At 75.0% G+C, this 16201-nt stretch carries 15 protein-coding genes; 7 read left to right on the forward strand and 8 right to left on the reverse strand.

Translation table 11 applies throughout. From position 1 onward, the window contains the following. Positions 1 to 26 precede the first annotated feature (26 nt). The 5 genes from FHX73_RS32025 to FHX73_RS32045 all read left to right on the forward strand — a co-directional run bounded on the left by FHX73_RS32025 (position 27) and on the right by FHX73_RS32045 (position 5637). Complete coding sequence (locus FHX73_RS32025) at positions 27 to 686, forward strand: HAD hydrolase-like protein (protein ID WP_145909443.1); 660 nt, start codon at positions 27 to 29, stop codon at positions 684 to 686. Between the two features lie 155 nt (positions 687 to 841). Continuing rightward, complete coding sequence (locus FHX73_RS32030; protein ID WP_246214010.1) at positions 842 to 2323, forward strand: MFS transporter; 1482 nt, start codon at positions 842 to 844, stop codon at positions 2321 to 2323. 200 nt (positions 2324 to 2523) lie between these two features. Continuing rightward, on the forward strand, positions 2524 to 3033 hold the full coding sequence (locus FHX73_RS32035) for a sigma-70 family RNA polymerase sigma factor (RefSeq protein WP_246214011.1): 510 nt from the start codon (positions 2524 to 2526) through the stop codon (positions 3031 to 3033). 77 nt (positions 3034 to 3110) lie between these two features. Beyond that, positions 3111 to 4175 carry a MerR family transcriptional regulator gene (locus tag FHX73_RS32040; protein WP_145909446.1) on the forward strand — a complete coding sequence of 355 codons (1065 nt, stop codon included), beginning with the start codon at positions 3111 to 3113 and terminating at the stop codon, positions 4173 to 4175. A 142-nt stretch (positions 4176 to 4317) separates the two neighbouring features. Continuing rightward, complete coding sequence (locus FHX73_RS32045; protein ID WP_145909447.1) at positions 4318 to 5637, forward strand: cryptochrome/photolyase family protein; 1320 nt, start codon at positions 4318 to 4320, stop codon at positions 5635 to 5637. A gap of 39 nt (positions 5638 to 5676) precedes the next feature. Here FHX73_RS32045 and FHX73_RS32050 read toward each other — a convergent pair whose 3' ends face one another. Together FHX73_RS32050 and FHX73_RS32055 are read right to left on the reverse strand one after the other, a co-directional pair. Next, entirely contained in the window at positions 5677 to 6444 is a 768-nt protein-coding gene (locus FHX73_RS32050; protein WP_145909448.1) for a maleylpyruvate isomerase family mycothiol-dependent enzyme, read from the reverse strand. An 85-nt stretch (positions 6445 to 6529) separates the two neighbouring features. Then, complete coding sequence (locus FHX73_RS32055) at positions 6530 to 7516, reverse strand: helix-turn-helix transcriptional regulator (RefSeq protein ID WP_145909449.1); 987 nt, start codon at positions 7514 to 7516, stop codon at positions 6530 to 6532. Positions 7517 to 7613: 97 nt separating this feature from the next. Here FHX73_RS32055 and FHX73_RS32060 point away from each other — a divergent pair, with 97 nt between their 5' ends. After that, a complete protein-coding gene (locus FHX73_RS32060; RefSeq protein WP_145909450.1) occupies positions 7614 to 8012 on the forward strand; it encodes a VOC family protein in 399 nt (132 codons plus the stop codon). 34 nt (positions 8013 to 8046) lie between these two features. Here the strand turns inward: FHX73_RS32060 and FHX73_RS32065 are convergent, their stop codons facing one another. Genes FHX73_RS32065 through folP form a run of 3 tightly spaced genes read right to left on the reverse strand, consistent with a single transcriptional unit; the run spans position 8047 to position 10020 of the window. Continuing rightward, the gene (locus FHX73_RS32065) at positions 8047 to 8364 is read right to left on the reverse strand and encodes a DUF6191 domain-containing protein (protein ID WP_145909451.1); all 318 of its coding nucleotides are present in this window, start codon (positions 8362 to 8364) and stop codon (positions 8047 to 8049) included. Positions 8365 to 8386: 22 nt separating this feature from the next. Continuing rightward, on the reverse strand, positions 8387 to 9115 hold the full coding sequence (locus tag FHX73_RS32070; protein WP_246214012.1) for an adenosylcobinamide amidohydrolase: 729 nt from the start codon (positions 9113 to 9115) through the stop codon (positions 8387 to 8389). Then, the gene (gene folP / locus FHX73_RS32075) at positions 9112 to 10020 is read right to left on the reverse strand and encodes a dihydropteroate synthase (protein WP_246214013.1); all 909 of its coding nucleotides are present in this window, start codon (positions 10018 to 10020) and stop codon (positions 9112 to 9114) included. The genes FHX73_RS32070 and folP overlap by 4 nt, the downstream gene beginning before the upstream one ends. Before the next feature lie 141 nt (positions 10021 to 10161). Between folP and FHX73_RS32080 the strand changes: the two genes are divergently transcribed. After that, positions 10162 to 10899, forward strand: coding sequence for a (2Fe-2S)-binding protein (locus tag FHX73_RS32080; RefSeq protein WP_246214014.1), 738 nt, complete (start codon positions 10162 to 10164; stop codon positions 10897 to 10899). A gap of 7 nt (positions 10900 to 10906) precedes the next feature. Here FHX73_RS32080 and meaB read toward each other — a convergent pair whose 3' ends face one another. Genes meaB through FHX73_RS32095 form a run of 3 tightly spaced genes read right to left on the reverse strand, consistent with a single transcriptional unit; the run spans position 10907 to position 16006 of the window. Next, positions 10907 to 11905, reverse strand: a complete 999-nt coding sequence (gene meaB, locus FHX73_RS32085) for a methylmalonyl Co-A mutase-associated GTPase MeaB (protein ID WP_145909452.1) — start codon at positions 11903 to 11905, stop codon at positions 10907 to 10909. A 7-nt stretch (positions 11906 to 11912) separates the two neighbouring features. Beyond that, positions 11913 to 14120 carry a methylmalonyl-CoA mutase gene (gene scpA, locus FHX73_RS32090; protein ID WP_145909453.1) on the reverse strand — a complete coding sequence of 736 codons (2208 nt, stop codon included), beginning with the start codon at positions 14118 to 14120 and terminating at the stop codon, positions 11913 to 11915. Continuing rightward, on the reverse strand, positions 14117 to 16006 hold the full coding sequence (locus FHX73_RS32095; protein WP_145909454.1) for a methylmalonyl-CoA mutase subunit beta: 1890 nt from the start codon (positions 16004 to 16006) through the stop codon (positions 14117 to 14119). Before FHX73_RS32095 ends, scpA begins: the two co-directional genes overlap by 4 nt. Positions 16007 to 16201 lie beyond the last annotated feature (195 nt).

The raw sequence follows: 16201 nt of genomic DNA on the forward strand, positions 1-16201 counted from the left end.
CGTCCCTCAGTTGGGGGGATGAACACATGATGTCCAGTGCTGCGGCCGATGGCCGCCAGTTGGTGCTGATCTTCGACATGGACGGCACGCTGCTCGACACCGAAACCGTCAAACTGGCGGCGTTCCGAGACGCGTTCGCACCGCTGTGCGCCGGGAACCACCGGTCGCTGGCAGCGGTCCACGAGTACAACGCGGCCCATCGCGGCGTCCCCCGGGACGCCAAGTTCCGGCACGTCCTGGCGATGCTCGGCGCCCCGGAGGGCGAACTGGCGGCTGTTGCCGGGCGGTACGCGGACCTGCTGGCCGACCGCCTGCCCTCGTGCCAGCCGCTGCCCGGTGTGGCCGGGTTCCTGAAGGCGGTGCCGGCGGTTCGTTTCGTGGCCAGCAGCGCTCCGCGCGCGGAGATCGTCGACAACCTGACCCGCCACGGCCTCGACGCCGCCTTCACCGACTTCTACGGCCACCCCTGGTCCAAGGAGCAGGCACTGCTCGACGTGGCGCGGCGTCATCCAACGGCCGCCCGGGTCTTCTTCGGAGACGCGCCCGCCGATCTGGCCGCGGCCCGGGCCACCCGGACGAGGTTCATGGCGATCAACCCGAACCCCCAGCCCGAACCCCTCACGCCGGACCAGGCCCGCGACTTCCAGGACGTGGGCGCACTCGCGGAGTTCCTCCGCGACGGGTGACGGCTCGTTCGAGACCGGTCCCGTGCCGAACCTCGATGAGCACGCTTCCGAACCGCTGTGATCAGCGGATCCTCCGCGAGTGCGAACGCGGGCGCGACGCCACAAATCCGGCCTGGTCCGCGCATGTCTCAGCATTCTTCGGGCACGATGTGACGGTGAGTCAGCAACAGAGCGCAACGAGTACGCAGGACATCATCCGCACCGACATCCCCGCCCGGCTGGACCGGTTGCCGTGGTCGCGGTGGCACTGGCGGATCCTGGTCGGGCTGGGCACCGTCTGGATCCTGGACGGCCTGGAGGTGACCATCGTCGGCAATGTGGCCGGGCGGATGGCGCAGCAGGGCAGCGGGATCGCGATCAGCACCGAGCAGGTCACCACGGTGGCGGCGGCGGTCTACGTGGCCGGCGCGTGTGTGGGGGCGCTGTTCTTCGGGTGGCTGACCGACCGGCTGGGCCGCAAGAAGCTGTTCATGGTGACCTTGGCCGTCTACTTGGCGGCCACGGCGGTGACCGCGTTCTCCTGGACGGCGTGGTTCTTCTTCCTCTGCCGGTTCTTCACCGGTTTCGGCATCGGCGGGGAGTACGCGGCGATCAACTCGGCGATCGACGAGCTGATCCCGGCGCGGATCCGGGGGCGGATCGACCTGGTGGTCAACGGCAGCTTCTGGGTCGGCGCGGCGGTCGGCGCGTTCGCCTCGATCGCGCTGCTGAACACCGCCTTCTTCGCGGAGGACCTGGGCTGGCGGCTGGCGTTCGGGATCGGTGTGGTGCTGGGGCTGGTGATCCTGCTGGTGCGCCGGCACGTGCCGGAGAGCCCGCGCTGGCTGGCCCTGCACGGGCGGACGGGCGAGGCGGAGCGGGTGGTGGCCGAGGCGGAGCGGACGGTCGCGGAGCAGACCGGCGAGCCGCTGCCCGAGGCGCACGGCACGATCAGCATCCGTCCGCGCGGCGCGCTCGGGTTCGCGGCGGTGGCGCGCACCGTGGTCACGCGCTACCCGCGCCGCACCGTGCTGGGCCTGGCGCTGTTCATCGGGCAGGCGTTCCTCTACAACTCGGTGACCTTCGGCTTCGCGGTGATCCTGACCACGTTCTTCGCCGTGCCGAACGGGGACACCGGCTACTACTTCGCGGTGATCGCGGTCGGCAACTTCCTCGGCCCGGTGCTGCTGGGGCACCTGTTCGACTCGGTCGGCCGCAAGGTGATGATCAGCAGCACGTACATCGGCTCCGGGGTGCTGCTCTTCGGCACCGCCTGGCTGTTCCAGCGCGGGGAGCTGTCGGCCGTCACCATGACGGCGTGTTGGACGGCGGTGCTCTTCCTGGCCTCGGCCGGGGCGAGCGCGGCCTACCTGACGGTGAGTGAGATCTTCCCGCTGGAGACCAGGGCGCTGTGCATCGCCTTCTTCTACGCGGTGGGCACGGCGATCGGCGGGATCACCGGGCCGCTGCTGTTCAATGGGCTGGTGAGCAGCGGCCGGGTCCCGGACACCACGCTGGCGTTCTGCATCGGCGCGGCGCTGATGACGCTGGCGGGGCTGGTGGAGGCGGCGATCGGGGTGCGGGCGGAGCGGCGGAGCCTGGAGTCGCTGGCGGCGCCGCTCAGTTCGGTGGACGAGTCGGGCGCTGCGGTGCCCTGACCGGCCGCCCGCCACCTGCCCGCCACCCGTCCGGCCAATCGCTGCACAAGTGGTGCGAGTGGGAAGGCGGTGCGCAAGCGCTGCACCTTGACGGTGTGACTGCGCGTACCGCACCAGCGACCTACCCACGGCCCACCGGACGCTCCCGCGCCGGGTCGGCCCCGGCGACGGCGGACGAACTCGGGCCCCTGGTCAGATCGGTGGTCCTGGGCGACCGCGCCGCCTTCGAGCTGCTGTACGACGCGCTGGCCCGCCCGGTCTACGGGGCGGCGCTGCGCACCCTGCGCAGCCCGGCGCACGCCGAGGAGGTGGCGCAGGAGGTGCTGCTGGAGGTGTGGCGCACGGCCGCGGCCTACCGGCCCGAGCGGGGCACCGTGATGACCTGGGCCCTCACCATCGCCCACCACCGGGCGGTGGACCGGGTCAGGTCGGTGCGGGCGGCCGTCGAGCGGGAGGCGCGGGTCGCCCTGCGGGACGGGGCGGCGCGCGACTCGGTCAGCTCGCCGGCCGAGTCGCTGCTCGACCGGCAGGGCGTGCGGACCGCGCTCGCCCGGCTGACCGGTGCCCAGCGCGAGTCCCTGGTGCTGGCGTACTACGGCGGGTACTCGCAGAGCGAGATCGCCCGGCTGCTCGGCATCCCGCTGGGCACGGTCAAGACCCGGATGCGGGAGGGGCTGCGGCGACTCCGGGACGCGTTCGAGGAGTGGTGACCCGCGCGGCGGCGCGGGAACGAGGATCATGACAGCGCCGGGCCCGCGCGGGCCCGGCCGATCAGGAGGTATGGACCATGGCCGCCACCGTCCGCACCACGGCGCGGCAGCTCACCGGCCCCGCCCAGGGACCGCCGGAGGGGACCGACGCGCCGGAGGGTCCGAGCGAGCCCGGCATGCCGACGGGGGCGGTGGCCCGTCACCTGGGGGTGTCGGCGACCACCGTCCGTTCCTGGGAGCGCCGTTACGGCATCGGCCCGTCGGAGCGTCAGCCCGGCCACCACCGCCGCTGGCGGCCCGAGGACATCGCGCTGCTGGAGGCGATGTGCCGGCTGACGGCCCGTGGGGTGCCGCCGGCCGAGGCCGCCCGCGCCGTGCTCGCCGAGCAGCGGCACGCCCGGAGCGTCCTACCGGAGCAAACCGCCCAGGCAGTCAGGGAGCCCACGGCGGCCGCACCCCCCGCCCCGCGCGGCCCGGGCGGCAGCGGCGTGCTGCCCGTGGGCACCGTCCGCCCCGAGTGCCGGGGCCTGGCCCGGGCCGCCGTGCGGCTGGACGGACCGCAGGTGGGCCGGATCCTGCGGGAGACCGTCGACGGGCTCGGGGTCGTCGACGCCTGGACGGAGGTGATGGTGCCCGCGCTGCGCGCCACCGGACGCAAGTGGTCCTCCTCGGGCGAGCGGTTCGTCGAGGTGGAGCACCTGCTCTCCTGGCACGTGTCGACCGTGCTGCGCGCGGCGGCGGTGCGACCCGTGGCGGTGCGCCCGATGCCGCCGGTGCTGCTCGCCGCGATGCCCGACGAGCAGCACGCCCTGGCCCTGGAGGCCATGGCGGCGGGCCTGACCGACCGGGGACTGCCGTTCCGGATGCTGGGCGCGGCCGTCCCGCCCCGGGCGCTGCTGGACGCCGTGCACCGGGTCGGCCCCAGCGCCGTGATGCTCTGGTCGCAGCTCCCGCGGACCGCGGACCCGGGCGTGCTGCGGCAGGTGGCCCACACCGTCTGGGGCCCGCGCGGCTCGCGGGGCGGCGCCCTGGTGGTGGCCGGCGGGCCCGGGTGGGACCGGTCCACCCGCCCGCCGGGCACCGCCGGGCCGCGCAGCCTGACGAGCGCGCTCGACCTGATCGAACGGGCCGTCAGCGACTGACGGACCGTCACTCCGCCCTGGCGCAATCCGCACGGCCACCCCGCTCCGAACACCCCGACCGCCCGACCCGACCATCCCGACCCGACCATCCCGACCCAACCATCCCGACCATCCCGACCAGCACACCCGCGAGGCCCCGCCCGTGACCACCTCGATCGCCCTGTTCACCCAGGACCTGCGCCTGCACGACAACCCGGTCCTGCACGCCGCCGCCACCACCGCCGACCAGGTCGTACCGCTGTTCGTGCTCGACCCCGGCATCGAAGCCGCCGGCTTCGCCGCGCCCAACAGAATGGCGTTCCTGGCCGACTGCCTCGCCGACCTGGACTCCTCGCTGCGCCGCACCGGCTCCCGCCTGATCGTGCGCCACGGTGCGACGGCCGAGGTGGTGGCCCGGGTGGCGGCCGAGACCGGCGCCGGCGCGGTGCACCTGGCCGCCGGGGTGAGCGCCTTCGCCCACCGGCGCGAGGCCCGGCTGCGCGAGCGCTTCGGCGACCGGCTCCTGGTGCACGACGCCTCGCTGACGGTGGTCCCGCCGGGGCGGGTCACCCCGGCCGGCCGCAACCACTACGCCGTCTTCACCCCCTACCACCGGGCCTGGCAGCAGGCGCCCTGGCGCACTGTGCTGGGCCCGCCGCGCACGCTGCGCACCCCGGCCGGCGTCGGCAGCGAGAACCTGGTGGTCGGCGGCCCGCTCTCGCCGGCGCTGCCGCCCGGTGGCGAGACGGCGGCGCGGGCCCGCTGGCGCCGCTGGAGCGTCGACCCGTACGAGGAGGTGCACGACGACCTGGCCGCCGACGCGACCTCCCGGTTCTCCCCCTACCTGCACTTCGGCTGCCTCTCCCCCACCGAACTCGCCACCCGCGCCCGGCAGCGCGAGGGCGCGGGCGCGCAGGCCTTCGTCCGCCAGCTCGCCTGGCGCGACTTCCACCACCAGGTGCTGGCCGCCCGCCCCGACGCCGCGCGCCACGACTACCGGGCCCGGGAGGACCGCTGGCACCAGGACGAGGCCGAGGCCGAGGCGTGGCGGCAGGGCCGCACCGGGTACCCGATCGTCGACGCCGGCATGCGCCAACTCGCCCACGAGGGCTGGATGCACAACCGCGCCCGGCTGGTGACGGCCGGTTTCCTCGCCAAGTCGCTGTACCTGGACTGGCGGATCGGCGCCGCCCACTTCCTGTCCCTGCTGGTCGACGGCGACCTGGCGAACAACCAGCTCAACTGGCAGTGGGTGGCGGGCACCGGCACCGACACCCGCCCCAACCGGATCCTCAACCCGCTGCGCCAGGCCGACCGTTACGACCCGGACGGCGCCTATGTGCGGCGCTGGGTGCCGGAGCTCGCGCACCTGCCGGGGCCGGCCGTGCACCGGCCCTGGCTGCTGGCGCCCGACTACCCGGCGCCGATCCTCGCCCCGGACGAGCTCACCGCCCGGTTCCGGCACGGCCGGGCACTGGACTGAGGCGGACGCCGGGGCCGAGCGTCGGGGCAGCCGCGCCGGTCAGAACGCCGAGTGCGCGAACCAGAGGTCGAGCAGGCCCTGGTCGCCCGAGGTCCGCACGGTGGCGGCGGTCCGGTCCAGGCGCCCGTAGAGGAGCAGCAGCAGGTCGGCCGCCGGGGCCTGGACGGTGGCGTCGGCCGGGGCGGCGTCGGGGGCGGTGGCCGCCGGCTCCAGGCCGAACCCGTCGGGGCGCAGCCGGACGGCCCAGTCGCCGTCCCCGTCGGTGCAGCTGAACCGGATGACCCGGTCGTCGGCCCGCAGTTCGGCGGTGCCGGGGGCGAAGAAGACGGCGAACGGGAGGTTCACCAGGAACTCGTCCACGCCGTCCGCCGCGAGCTGACGGTCGATCACCGGGCTGATGCAGAGGGCGAGTTCGGCGTCCGCGCGGTGGACCAGGGTCTCGAAGAGCATCCGGCGGGCCCAGAACCGGGCGTGCTGGTCCGCGCCCCAGGCCCACATCGGCGCGTCGGGCTCGATGCTGCCGAAGGCGGCGGCGGCCTCGGCAGCGCTGTCGGTCAGCCAGTCGGGCAGGCCCTGCGGGTCGGCGGGCAGCTTCAGCTCGACGTCCCGGCTGGTCGGCCGCTCCTGGAGCCGCTGGCGCAGCAGCACCGAGAACCAGCGCTGCACGGAGCCGGCGTGCCGGATCAGGTCGCTCAGCGCCCAGTCCGGGCAGGTCGGCACGGGGGTGGCCAGGTCGGCCCCCTTGACGGTCTCGACGAACCGCGCCGTCTCGGCGGCGACGGCGGCGTGGTGGTCCACGGTGCTCACAGCGGTGCCCTTCCCTGTCCCTGATCTGCCGCGCCGGCGTGCCGTTGGTGGCGCGCCGCGCGGACCTGGTTCGCCGGGCAGCGTCTCACGGCGGTGTGGCGCGGGCCCAACCGGCCAGCCGGTCGGCGAGTGCGGCCACCAGCTCGCGCAGCTCGTCCGGGCGTTCGACGGCGAAGGGCCGGTCGAGGGCGGCGAGCAGCGGCGGCAGCCAGTCGAGCCGCTCCACCCGCAGCTCGACCCGCCGCCAGCGCTCCGCCGCCGGCTCCGCCCGCTCCTGCGGCGCCAGCACGGCGACGGCCTCGGGCAGCCGGGCGCGGACCTGCTCGACCGTCGCGTGGATCCGCAGCACCACCTCGTGCCGGTAGCCGGCGGTGGCGAAGCCCGCCAGCAGCCGCCGGGCCGGGTCGGCGGCGGGCGGCGGGTCGAAGGAGCCGGGCAGGGTACGGGCGTCGGCGATCCGGTCGAGGCGGAAGGTGCGGTCCTGGCCGGCGGCGGGGTCGGCGCCCGTGACGTACCAGCGGTCGGCGTGGGCGACCAGGCCGTGCGGGTGCAGGGTGCGTTCGCTGGGCCGGCCGTCCCGGTCGGTGTAGTGCAGCCGGACCGGCCGGCCGTGGCGCACCGCGTCGGCCAGGGTGAGCAGCACGCCGGTGTCCGGCGGCGCGGGCTCGCCGGGCCGGTCGGTGAAGGCGACCGACTCCAGCAGGCCGTCGAGCCGGTGCACCAGGTGCGCGGGCAGCACCCGGCGGACCTTGGCCGAGGCGGTCTCGGCGGCGGTGCGCGCGGCTGCCGTCAGCCCGGTCCGGCGCCCGGCGACCAGGCCGAGCAGCACGGCCAGCGCCTCGTCGTCGGTGAGCATCAGCGGGGGCAGGCGGTAGCCGGGGGCCAGCCGGTAGCCGCCGTAGCGGCCGCGCACCGACTCCACGGGCAGGTCGAGCTCGACCAGCTGCGCCACGTAGCGCCGCACGGTGCGCTCGTCGACGCCGAGGCGGTCGGCGAGTTCGGCCACCGTCCGGGTGCCGCCGGACTGCAGCAGTTCGAGCAGGGTCAGCACGCGGCCGGTGGGTCGAGCCATGCCCCAGAGCCTAGACGGTGAATACCGGGCCGATCCTGTCCGGTATCCCGCCTAGCGTGCGGAGCGACCGATTCCGTCACTCCCGAAGGAGCTCCCCGTGGACTTCGTCTCCATCCGCGTCATCACCGCCGACGTCGCCCGCCTCGTCGCGTTCTACGAGCGCGCCACCGGTGTGCCGGCGGTGTGGGCCACCGAGGACTTCGCCGAACTGCGCGTCCCCGGCGCGACCCTCGCCATCGCCGGCACCCGCACCGTCCCGCTGTTCGCCCCCGGCTCCGCCCGGCCGGCGGAGAACCACAGCGTGATCACCGAGTTCCTGGTCGCCGACGTGGACCAGCTGGCCCGGGACCTGGCCGACGTGGTCGACGAGTTCGTCGCCGGGCCGACCACGATGCCCTGGGGCAACCGCTCCCTGCTGCTGCGCGACCCGGACGGGAACCTGGTCAACTTCTTCACCCCGGTGACGCCGGCGGCCGTCGCGAAGTACGCCCGCTGAGGCGGACGGCCGGCGAACCGCACCTGAGCCGTGCTCAGGACGCCTTCGGCAGCCGGATCACCGCCGAACCGCGCGCCAGGTCCACGCCGGTGCGGTTCGGCGGGGCGCCGGCCTCGTCCTCGTCGCGCAGCAGCAGCGCCGACTGGCGCTCCTTGAGCTCGTGCTGCTTGCCGGCCGCGAAGGTGGCGTGCAGCTGCTCGAAGCCGGTCGCGGAGATCTGCCCCTGCCGCGCGCCGGTCCGCCAGGGCAGCAGGCCGGCCCGGCCGGCCCGCAGCAGCACCTGGTCGACCAGGGCGAGCGCGGTGAGCAGCAGCACCAGGCCCGGCAGCGTCAGGAAGAGGAGGAATCCCATCGGGCCAGTATCCCCGGCGAGTTCAACTGCCGGCCAGCAGGTCGGCCCGGCGGCAGCCCGGCACGGCCGCCGGGTGGTCGGGGGTCGGGCCGCCGGCCCGGCGCTCCGCGTCCCGCAGCGCGCCGGCCAGCACCGCGGCGTGCACGGCGCGGGCCAGCCGGGCGCCCCAGCGCGAGCGCGGGCCGCCGAACTCGTCGGCCGGCTCGCCCGGGTGCGGAGTGCGGACGGCCACGCAGACCGCGTCGGACGGGGTGCCCGAGCAGTCGAAGCCCGCGTCCAGCAGGGCCTGGACCTTCGCCTCGGTGGCCGTGGCGAGCAGGTTGACCAGCCCGGCGTCGGCGACCGGCGCGGGGACCACGGCGAGGATGTTGATGGTGCCGGGCACGTACTGGGGCGCCGCGACGGCCGCCGGGTCCGCCGCCCAGGTCGGCGCGCCGATGCCGGTGGTCACCGCGGCGGTCACGCCCTGGTCGTCAGCCCAGGTGCAGTCGTCGACCTGAGCCGCCGTCATCAGCCCGACGCCCGGCCCGGTCAGCCCGTGCGCGGCGGCCAGCTCGGCGAGGTGGCGCTCCGGGTCCATCCGGGCGTAGCCGGGCCGCACCTGGGCGTTCAGCACCCAGCCGCGCTCGCCGAGGCCGCCGCCGAGCACGGCGCTGCTGACCATCCGCCAGCCCGGCCCGGCCCGCCAGAGCAGCAGGTGCCGGCAGGCCCCGTCCTCCTGGCGGGCCCCGCGCGCCAGCACCGGCCTCACCCGCGCTCCCCCGACCGCCCCGAACGCAACTGCCCGGCGGCCAGCCGCCGGGCGCGCAGCTCGGCCTCCACCCGGACGGCGTCCGCGCTGGCCCGCACCTCGTGCACCCGCACGGCCCACGCGCCCTGGGCGGCGGCCAGCACGGCGCTCGCCGCCGTGGCGTCGTCGCGCGCGCGGGCCGGACGGGGCTCGCCGGTGGCCGGGTCGGCGAGCAGCTCGCCCAGGAAGCGCTTGCGGGACGGGCCGACCAGCAGCGGGCGGCCGAGCACCGACCAGGCGTCCAACTCGGCGAGCAGCGCCCAGTCGTGCTCCCTGGTCTTGGCGAAGCCGAGCCCGGGGTCGACGATGATCTGCGCCGGGTCGACGCCGGCCGCGACCGCCGCGTCCAGCTGCCGCTCCACCTCGCCGAGCACCTCGGCCACCAGGTCGCCGTCGCCGTACTCGGTGAGCCGGTCCATCTCGGTGGACTGGCCCCGCCAGTGCATCACCACGAACGGCACGCCGGTGCGGGCCACCGCCTTGGCCATCGCGGGGTCGGCCTGGCCGCCGCTGACGTCGTTGACGATCCGGGCGCCGGCCTGCACGGCCGCCTCGGCGACGCTCGCGCGCATCGTGTCCACGCTCACCAGCACGCCCTGGCGGGCGAGTTCGCGGATCACCGGGATCACCCGGTCGAGCTCCTCGGCCTCCGGCACCCGGCGGGCGCCGGGGCGGGTGGACTCGCCGCCCACGTCGACCAGGTCGGCGCCCTCCGCCACCAGGGCCAGGCCGCGCTCGACGGCCAGTCCGGCGTCGAGCCAGTGCCCGCCGTCGGAGAACGAGTCGGGCGTGACGTTGAGGATGCCCATCACCCCGCAGCGGCCCCAGTCGGGCAGCCCGGGCGGCGGGTAGGCGCGTGTGGTCATGCGGACATTCTCCAGACCGCTGACCTGCACCCGGTCGCCGGGTGCCGGTCTCCGGCTCCGGTCCCGCCAAGCGCTTTGACCGCTCACGCACCGCCCCCTAGGGTCGGCCTGGGAACGCGACGACGTCTGGAGGCCCCACCGGTGGTAGCGACCCTCGCCCAGGTGGCCGCGCTCGGCCCGTTCTTCGCCTGCGAGACGCACGGGGACGGGCCGCCCGCCGCGCCGTGGTACCCGATGGGCCAACTGCTCGACGACCCCGGCGTGCTGGCGGCCCGGGTGGCCGCGACCCGGGAGCACCTGGCGCGGGTCAACGGCCGCCCGGTCGAGGCGGTCGAGCCCCGGGTGGCCGCCTCCGTCACCCAGCTCGGGCTGACCGCCCGGCTGCTCTCCCCCGCCTTCGGGCTCGCCGTGCTGGGCGGCGCCGTGCTGCCGTACGGGCTGCGCGACCTGCACTGGCAGCCGGAGCAGCCGGGCGGGATCGTGCCGCTCTCGCTGCCCGGCCGCGCGCCCGAGCCGGTCGGCGGCCCGGCGGAGCTGGCCGACCGGGTGGCCGCCGAACTGCGCGACGGCGCGGTGCGCGAACTGGTCGAGCTGGCCGGCGCCCACTCGCTCTCGGCCCGGGTCCGCTGGGGCAACGTGGCCTCCGCGGTGCACGGCGCGGCGGCCGCGATCGCCTGGTCGGCGCCGCACCTGGCACCCCGGGCGCGGCAGTTCACCGCACTGCTGCTGGACCGGACGCCGCTGCGCGGCACCGGCGCGCTCACCGCCCGGGGCTTCCGCCGCCGCAGCTGCTGCCTGATCTACCGCGCCGCCCCCGACGGCGCCGGGGCACTCTGCGGCGACTGCGTGCTGGCGGGGGTCCGCTCCAGCGGTACCTGACCGATCGTCAGGGTGCCTGGTCGGGCGCGCGGAAGGCGGACAGGATCCGCTCCGCCGCCAGGGTGGCCGTCAACTCGCCGTCCCGGACCTCCCGTTCGAGGCCGGGCACGAGCTGACGGACCGTCGGGTGGGCGTGCAGCTGGGCGAGCAGCTGGTCGTGCACCATCGCCCAGGTCCACTCCACCTGCTGCTCGCGGCGCCTGGCCGCCAGCTGGCCGGTGGCGTCCAGGATCTTCCGGTGCTGTCGCACCCGGTCCCAGACGGTCTCCAGGTCCGTGCCCTCGCGGCCGCTGCAGGTCAGCACCGGCGCGTTCCAGGCAGCCTCCGGGTTGCGCAACAGCCGCAGCGCACCGGCGAGTTCGCGGGCCGCGGCGCGCGCGTCCAGCTCGTGCGGGCCGTCCGCCTTGTTGACGGCGACCAGGTCGGCCAGCTCCAGCACGCCCTTCTTGATGCCCTGGAGCTGGTCGCCGGTGCGGGCCAGGGTGAGCAGCAGGAAGGTGTCCACCATGCCCGCCACGGTGGTCTCCGACTGCCCCACGCCGACCGTCTCCACCAGCACCACGTCGTAGCCGGCGGCCTCCATGACCACCATGCTCTCCCGGGTGGCCCGGGCGACCCCGCCCAGGGTGCCCGAGGTCGGCGAGGGGCGGACGAAGGCGTTCGGGTCGACGGCCAGCTTCTCCATCCGGGTCTTGTCGCCCAGGATGGAGCCGCCGGTCCGGCTGGAGGTCGGGTCGACGGCGAGCACCGCGACCCGGTGGCCCTGCCCGGTCAGCATGGTGCCCAGGCCCTCGATGAAGGTGGACTTGCCGACCCCGGGCACGCCGGTGATGCCGACCCGCACCGCGTTGCCCGCGTGCGGCAGCAGCTCCATCAGCAGCCGCTGGGCGAGCTCGCGGTGGTCGGGCCGGCTGGACTCCACCAGCGTGATGGCCCGCGCGATGAACGCGCGCGAGCCCTCCAGGACACCCCGCACGTACTGGTCCAGATCGATCACCCGGGCCATCGGCGGATCAGAGCTCGTGGCCCAGCTCGGCGGCCAGCGACCGGAGCAGGTCCTGGGCCGCCTCGGGGATCACCGTGCCCGGCGGGAAGACGGCGGCGGCGCCGGCCTCGTACAGGGCGTCGAAGTCCTGCGGCGGGATCACGCCGCCGACCACGATGGTGATGTCGTCGCGCCCGGCGGCGGCCAGTTCGGCCTTCAGCGCGGGCACCAGGGTGAGGTGCCCGGCGGCCAGCGAGGAGACGCCGACGATGTGCACGTCGGCCTCCACCGCCTGGCGGGCCACCTCGGCCGGGGTCTGGAAGAGCGGGCCGACGTCGACCGTGAAGCCCAGGTCGGCGAAGGCCGAGGCGATCACCTTCTGGCCGCGGTCGTGGCCGTCCTGGCCCATCTTGGCGACCAGGATGCGCGGGCGGCGGCCCTCCGCCTCCTCGAACGCCTCGACCAGGTCGCGGGTCTGCTGCACGGCGGTGGAGGCTCCGGCTTCTTCTCGGTACACACCGGTGATGGTACGGATCTGGCCGGAGTGGCGCCCGTACACCTTCTCCAGGGCGTCCGAGATCTCGCCGACGGTGGCCTTGGCGCGGGCCGCGTCGACCGCGAGCGCCAGCAGGTTGCCCTCCAGGCCGCCGCCGTTGACCGGGCCGCGCTCGGCGGAGGCGGTCAGCGCGGCCAGCGCCGCCTGGCAGGCGGCCTCGTCGCGCTCGGCGCGCAGCCGGCGCAGCTTCTCGATCTGCTGGGTGCGCACGGCCGAGTTGTCGACCTTGAGCACGTCGATCTGCTCGTCGCTGGCGACCTGGTACTTGTTGACGCCGATCACCGGCTGGCGGCCGGAGTCGATCCGGGCCTGGGTGCGGGCGGCGGCCTCCTCGACCCGCAGCTTGGGGATGCCGGCGTCGATCGCCTTGGCCATGCCGCCGGCCGCCTCGACCTCCTGGATGTGCTGCCAGGCGCGCTCGGCCAGGTCGTGGGTGAGCTTCTCCACGTAGGCGCTGCCGCCCCAGGGGTCGATCACCCGGGTGGTGCCGGACTCCTGCTGGAGCAGCAGCTGGGTGTTGCGGGCGATCCGGGCGGAGAAGTCGGTCGGCAGCGCGAGCGCCTCGTCCAGCGCGTTGGTGTGCAGCGACTGGGTGTGGCCCTGGGTCGCGGCCATCGCCTCCACGCAGGTCCGGGTGACGTTGTTGAACACGTCCTGGGCGGTCAGCGACCAGCCGGAGGTCTGCGAATGGGTGCGCAGCGAGAGCGACTTGGGGTTCTTCGGGTCGAACTGCCCGACCAGCTTGGCCCAGAGCAGCCGGGCCGCGCGCAGCTTGGCGACCTCCATGAAGAAGTTCATGCCGATCGCCCAGAAGAACGACAGCCGGGGCGCGAAGGCGTCCACGTCCATCCCGGCGGCGATGCCGGCCCGCAGGTACTCGACGCCGTCGGCCAGCGTGTAGGCCAGCTCCAGGTCGGCCGTGGCCCCGGCCTCCTGGATGTGGTAGCCGGAGATGGAGATCGAGTTGTAGCGCGGCATCTTCTGCGAGGTGTACGCGAAGATGTCGGAGATGATCCGCATCGAGGGCTGCGGCGGGTAGATGTAGGTGTTGCGGACCATGAACTCCTTGAGGATGTCGTTCTGGATGGTCCCCGCGAGCTTCTCGGCCGGCACCCCCTGCTCCTCGGCCGCCACGATGTAGAGCGCCAGGACCGGCAGCACCGCGCCGTTCATGGTCATCGACACCGACATCTTGTCCAGCGGGATGCCGTCGAAGAGCTGGCGCATGTCGTAGATCGAGTCGATCGCCACGCCCGCCATGCCGACGTCGCCGGTCACCCGGGGGTGGTCGCTGTCGTAGCCGCGGTGGGTCGGCAGGTCGAAGGCGACCGACAGGCCCTTCTGACCCGCCGCCAGGTTGCGCCGGTAGAAGGCGTTGGACTCCTCGGCGGTGGAGAAGCCGGCGTACTGACGGACCGTCCAGGGCTGGTTGACGTACATCGTCGGGTACGGGCCGCGCAGGTAGGGCGCGATGCCCGGGTAGGTGCCCAGGAAGTCCACGTCGGCCAGGTCGGCCGCGGTGTAGAGCGGCTTGACGCCGATGCCCTCGGGGGTGTCCCAGAGCTGCTCGTCGAGCGGCTTGCCGGTGGCCTGCTCGAAGGCGGCCCGCCACTGCGCGGCGTCCGTCCCGCTGCCCGCGTCCGCGGCGTCGAGGTCGATCTGCGTGAAGTCGGGGATCATCGCGCCGCTCCGTCCTGGTCAACAATCCGGTCGAACACGGTGCCGAGGACGGCGACCGCGTCGCTGCCCAGGTGGACGAACTCGTCCACCCCGGCCCGCTGGTAGGCCTCGCGCTGCTCGCCGGGCTTGCCGGCCAGCAGGACCAGGCGGGCGCCGGCGCCCTTGAGCGCAGTGGCGAGCGCCTCGGCGTGCTCGGCGTACAGCTGGTCGCTGGAGCAGATGCACGCCACGGCGGCCCCGCTCGCGGCGAACTCGGCGGCCAGCGCCTGCGGTTCGGTCACGGCGGCGGGCACCGTCTCGATGCCGCCGGCCTGGAACAGGTTGGCCGCGAAGGCGGAGCGGCCGCTGTGCACGGCCGCCGGGCCGATCGAGGCCAGGAAGAGCCTGGGGCGGGCACCGGTCCCGGCCAGCACCGCGTCGGAGCGGCTGCGCAGCGCCTCGAAGGCCTCCGCCCGGCGCACCCGGGGCAGGCCGCCGCCGAGCGGCGCGGGCGCGGCCTCGCGGACCACCGGCTGCTCGGCCAGGTTCGGGAACTCGCTGACGCCGGTGATCGGCTCGCGCCGGCGGGCCAGCGCGGTGGAGCGCTTCGCCCAGGTGGCGGCGATCCGCTCGCCGACCAGGCCGGCGGCGAGGGCCTGGCGCTGACCGCCGGCCCGCTCGATCTCCTGGAACCAGGCCCAGGCGGCCCGGGCCAGCTCCTCGGTGAGCTGCTCGACGTACCAGGAGCCGCCGGCCGGGTCGATCACCCGGGCCAGGTTGGACTCCTCCAGCAGGACCGCCTGGGTGTTGCGAGCGATCCGGCGGGAGAACGCGTCGGGCAGGCCGAGCGCGGCGTCGAACGGCAACACCGTGACGGCGTCGGCGCCGCCGACCCCGGCGGCCAGCGCGGCCACCGTGGTGCGGAGCATGTTCACCCACGGGTCGCGCTCGGTCATCATCACGGTGGAGGTGACGGCGTGTTGGCGCTGCGGGGCGGCAGCGGCGCCGCTCACCTCGGTGACGCGGGACCAGAGGCGGCGCGCGGCACGGAACTTGGCGATGGTGAGGAACTGGTCGGCGGTCGCCGCGTAGCGGAAGTCGAGCTGGCCGACGGCCGCGTCGACGCTCAGCCCCGCCTCGGTGAGCGCGCGCAGGTAGGCGACGCCGGTGGCGAGCGCGCAGCCGAGCTCCTCGGCGGCGGAGGCACCCGCGTCGTGGTAGGCGAGCGCGTCCACCGTGAGGGCGCGCACATCCGGGAACTCGCCCGCGCAGCGGGCGGCGAGCGCGGCCGCCTCGGCCAGCTGCCGGTCGGTGCCGGCCTCCTCGCCGGTGCGGGCGAACAGGCCCAACGGGTCGGCGCCCAGGTTGCCCTGAGCGGCCGCGGCGGGCACCTCGCGGTCGGCGTACACCTTGAACAGCTGCTCGGCAGCCGCCCCGAACTCCGGCCCGGCGTCCAGCACCACGGGCGCCAGGTCGAGGTAGACCCCGTCCAGCACGGCCGGCAGCTCGGCGACCGGCAGACCGGCCGCGCCGACGGTCAGCCAGACCGAGGACACCCCGTTCTCCAGGTCGGCGAGCACCGCCTCGTTCGCCCGGCGCGGGTCCGGGTGGCCGTGCAGTTGCCGCACGTCCCACCCGCCCGGCGCGGCGCCCTCGGCGCGACCGCCGCGGGTGTACGGCGCGAAGCCCGGATAGCCGGGCTCCACCGCCGTGTCCTCGGCGGTGTAGAGGGGACGGACGCGCAGCCCGTCCCCCACCTCCGTGGCGAGCGCATCCTCGGCGGATGCGCCGTCGGCGAAGGTGGCGCCTGACTTGCGCAGGACGCCTTCGACCAGGGTTTGCCACTGCTCGCGGCCTGCCGCCGGGAATTCGGCGGCCAGGGGAAGCCTCTCGGGCGGGACCGTCATGATCGGAGGTTAGCGCCCGCCGTCGGGATCGCAGCAGGTCCCAGCGGTGTGAGCTTTGCCATTCCCGAGTAATTCGGGGGTTCTACAGGGGGACTCCAGTGTGACTCCAGGGGGCGTTAGGGGTTGCTTTAGCTCAGCGGGACGCGCAGCGCCTCGAACCCGGCTGACGGCCCGTCAGCTCGGCCGACCGGCCGT

This window comes from Kitasatospora viridis (assembly GCF_007829815.1).
In the GTDB taxonomy this organism is placed as follows: domain Bacteria; phylum Actinomycetota; class Actinomycetes; order Streptomycetales; family Streptomycetaceae; genus Kitasatospora; species Kitasatospora viridis.

What these genes read in the sequence shown, in the direction of transcription:
- FHX73_RS32025 (WP_145909443.1), top strand. Translation starts at nt 27, where the DNA reads ATGATGTCCAGTGCTGCGGCCGATGGCCGCCAGTTGGTGCTGATCTTC.
- FHX73_RS32095 (WP_145909454.1), bottom strand. Translation starts at nt 16,006, where the DNA reads ATGACGGTCCCGCCCGAGAGGCTTCCCCTGGCCGCCGAATTCCCGGCG.
- meaB (WP_145909452.1), bottom strand. Translation starts at nt 11,905, where the DNA reads ATGGCCCGGGTGATCGATCTGGACCAGTACGTGCGGGGTGTCCTGGAG.
- FHX73_RS32065 (WP_145909451.1), bottom strand. Translation starts at nt 8,364, where the DNA reads ATGGGATTCCTCCTCTTCCTGACGCTGCCGGGCCTGGTGCTGCTGCTC.
- folP (WP_246214013.1), bottom strand. Translation starts at nt 10,020, where the DNA reads ATGACCACACGCGCCTACCCGCCGCCCGGGCTGCCCGACTGGGGCCGC.
- FHX73_RS32040 (WP_145909446.1), top strand. Translation starts at nt 3,111, where the DNA reads ATGGCCGCCACCGTCCGCACCACGGCGCGGCAGCTCACCGGCCCCGCC.
- FHX73_RS32055 (WP_145909449.1), bottom strand. Translation starts at nt 7,516, where the DNA reads ATGGCTCGACCCACCGGCCGCGTGCTGACCCTGCTCGAACTGCTGCAG.
- scpA (WP_145909453.1), bottom strand. Translation starts at nt 14,120, where the DNA reads ATGATCCCCGACTTCACGCAGATCGACCTCGACGCCGCGGACGCGGGC.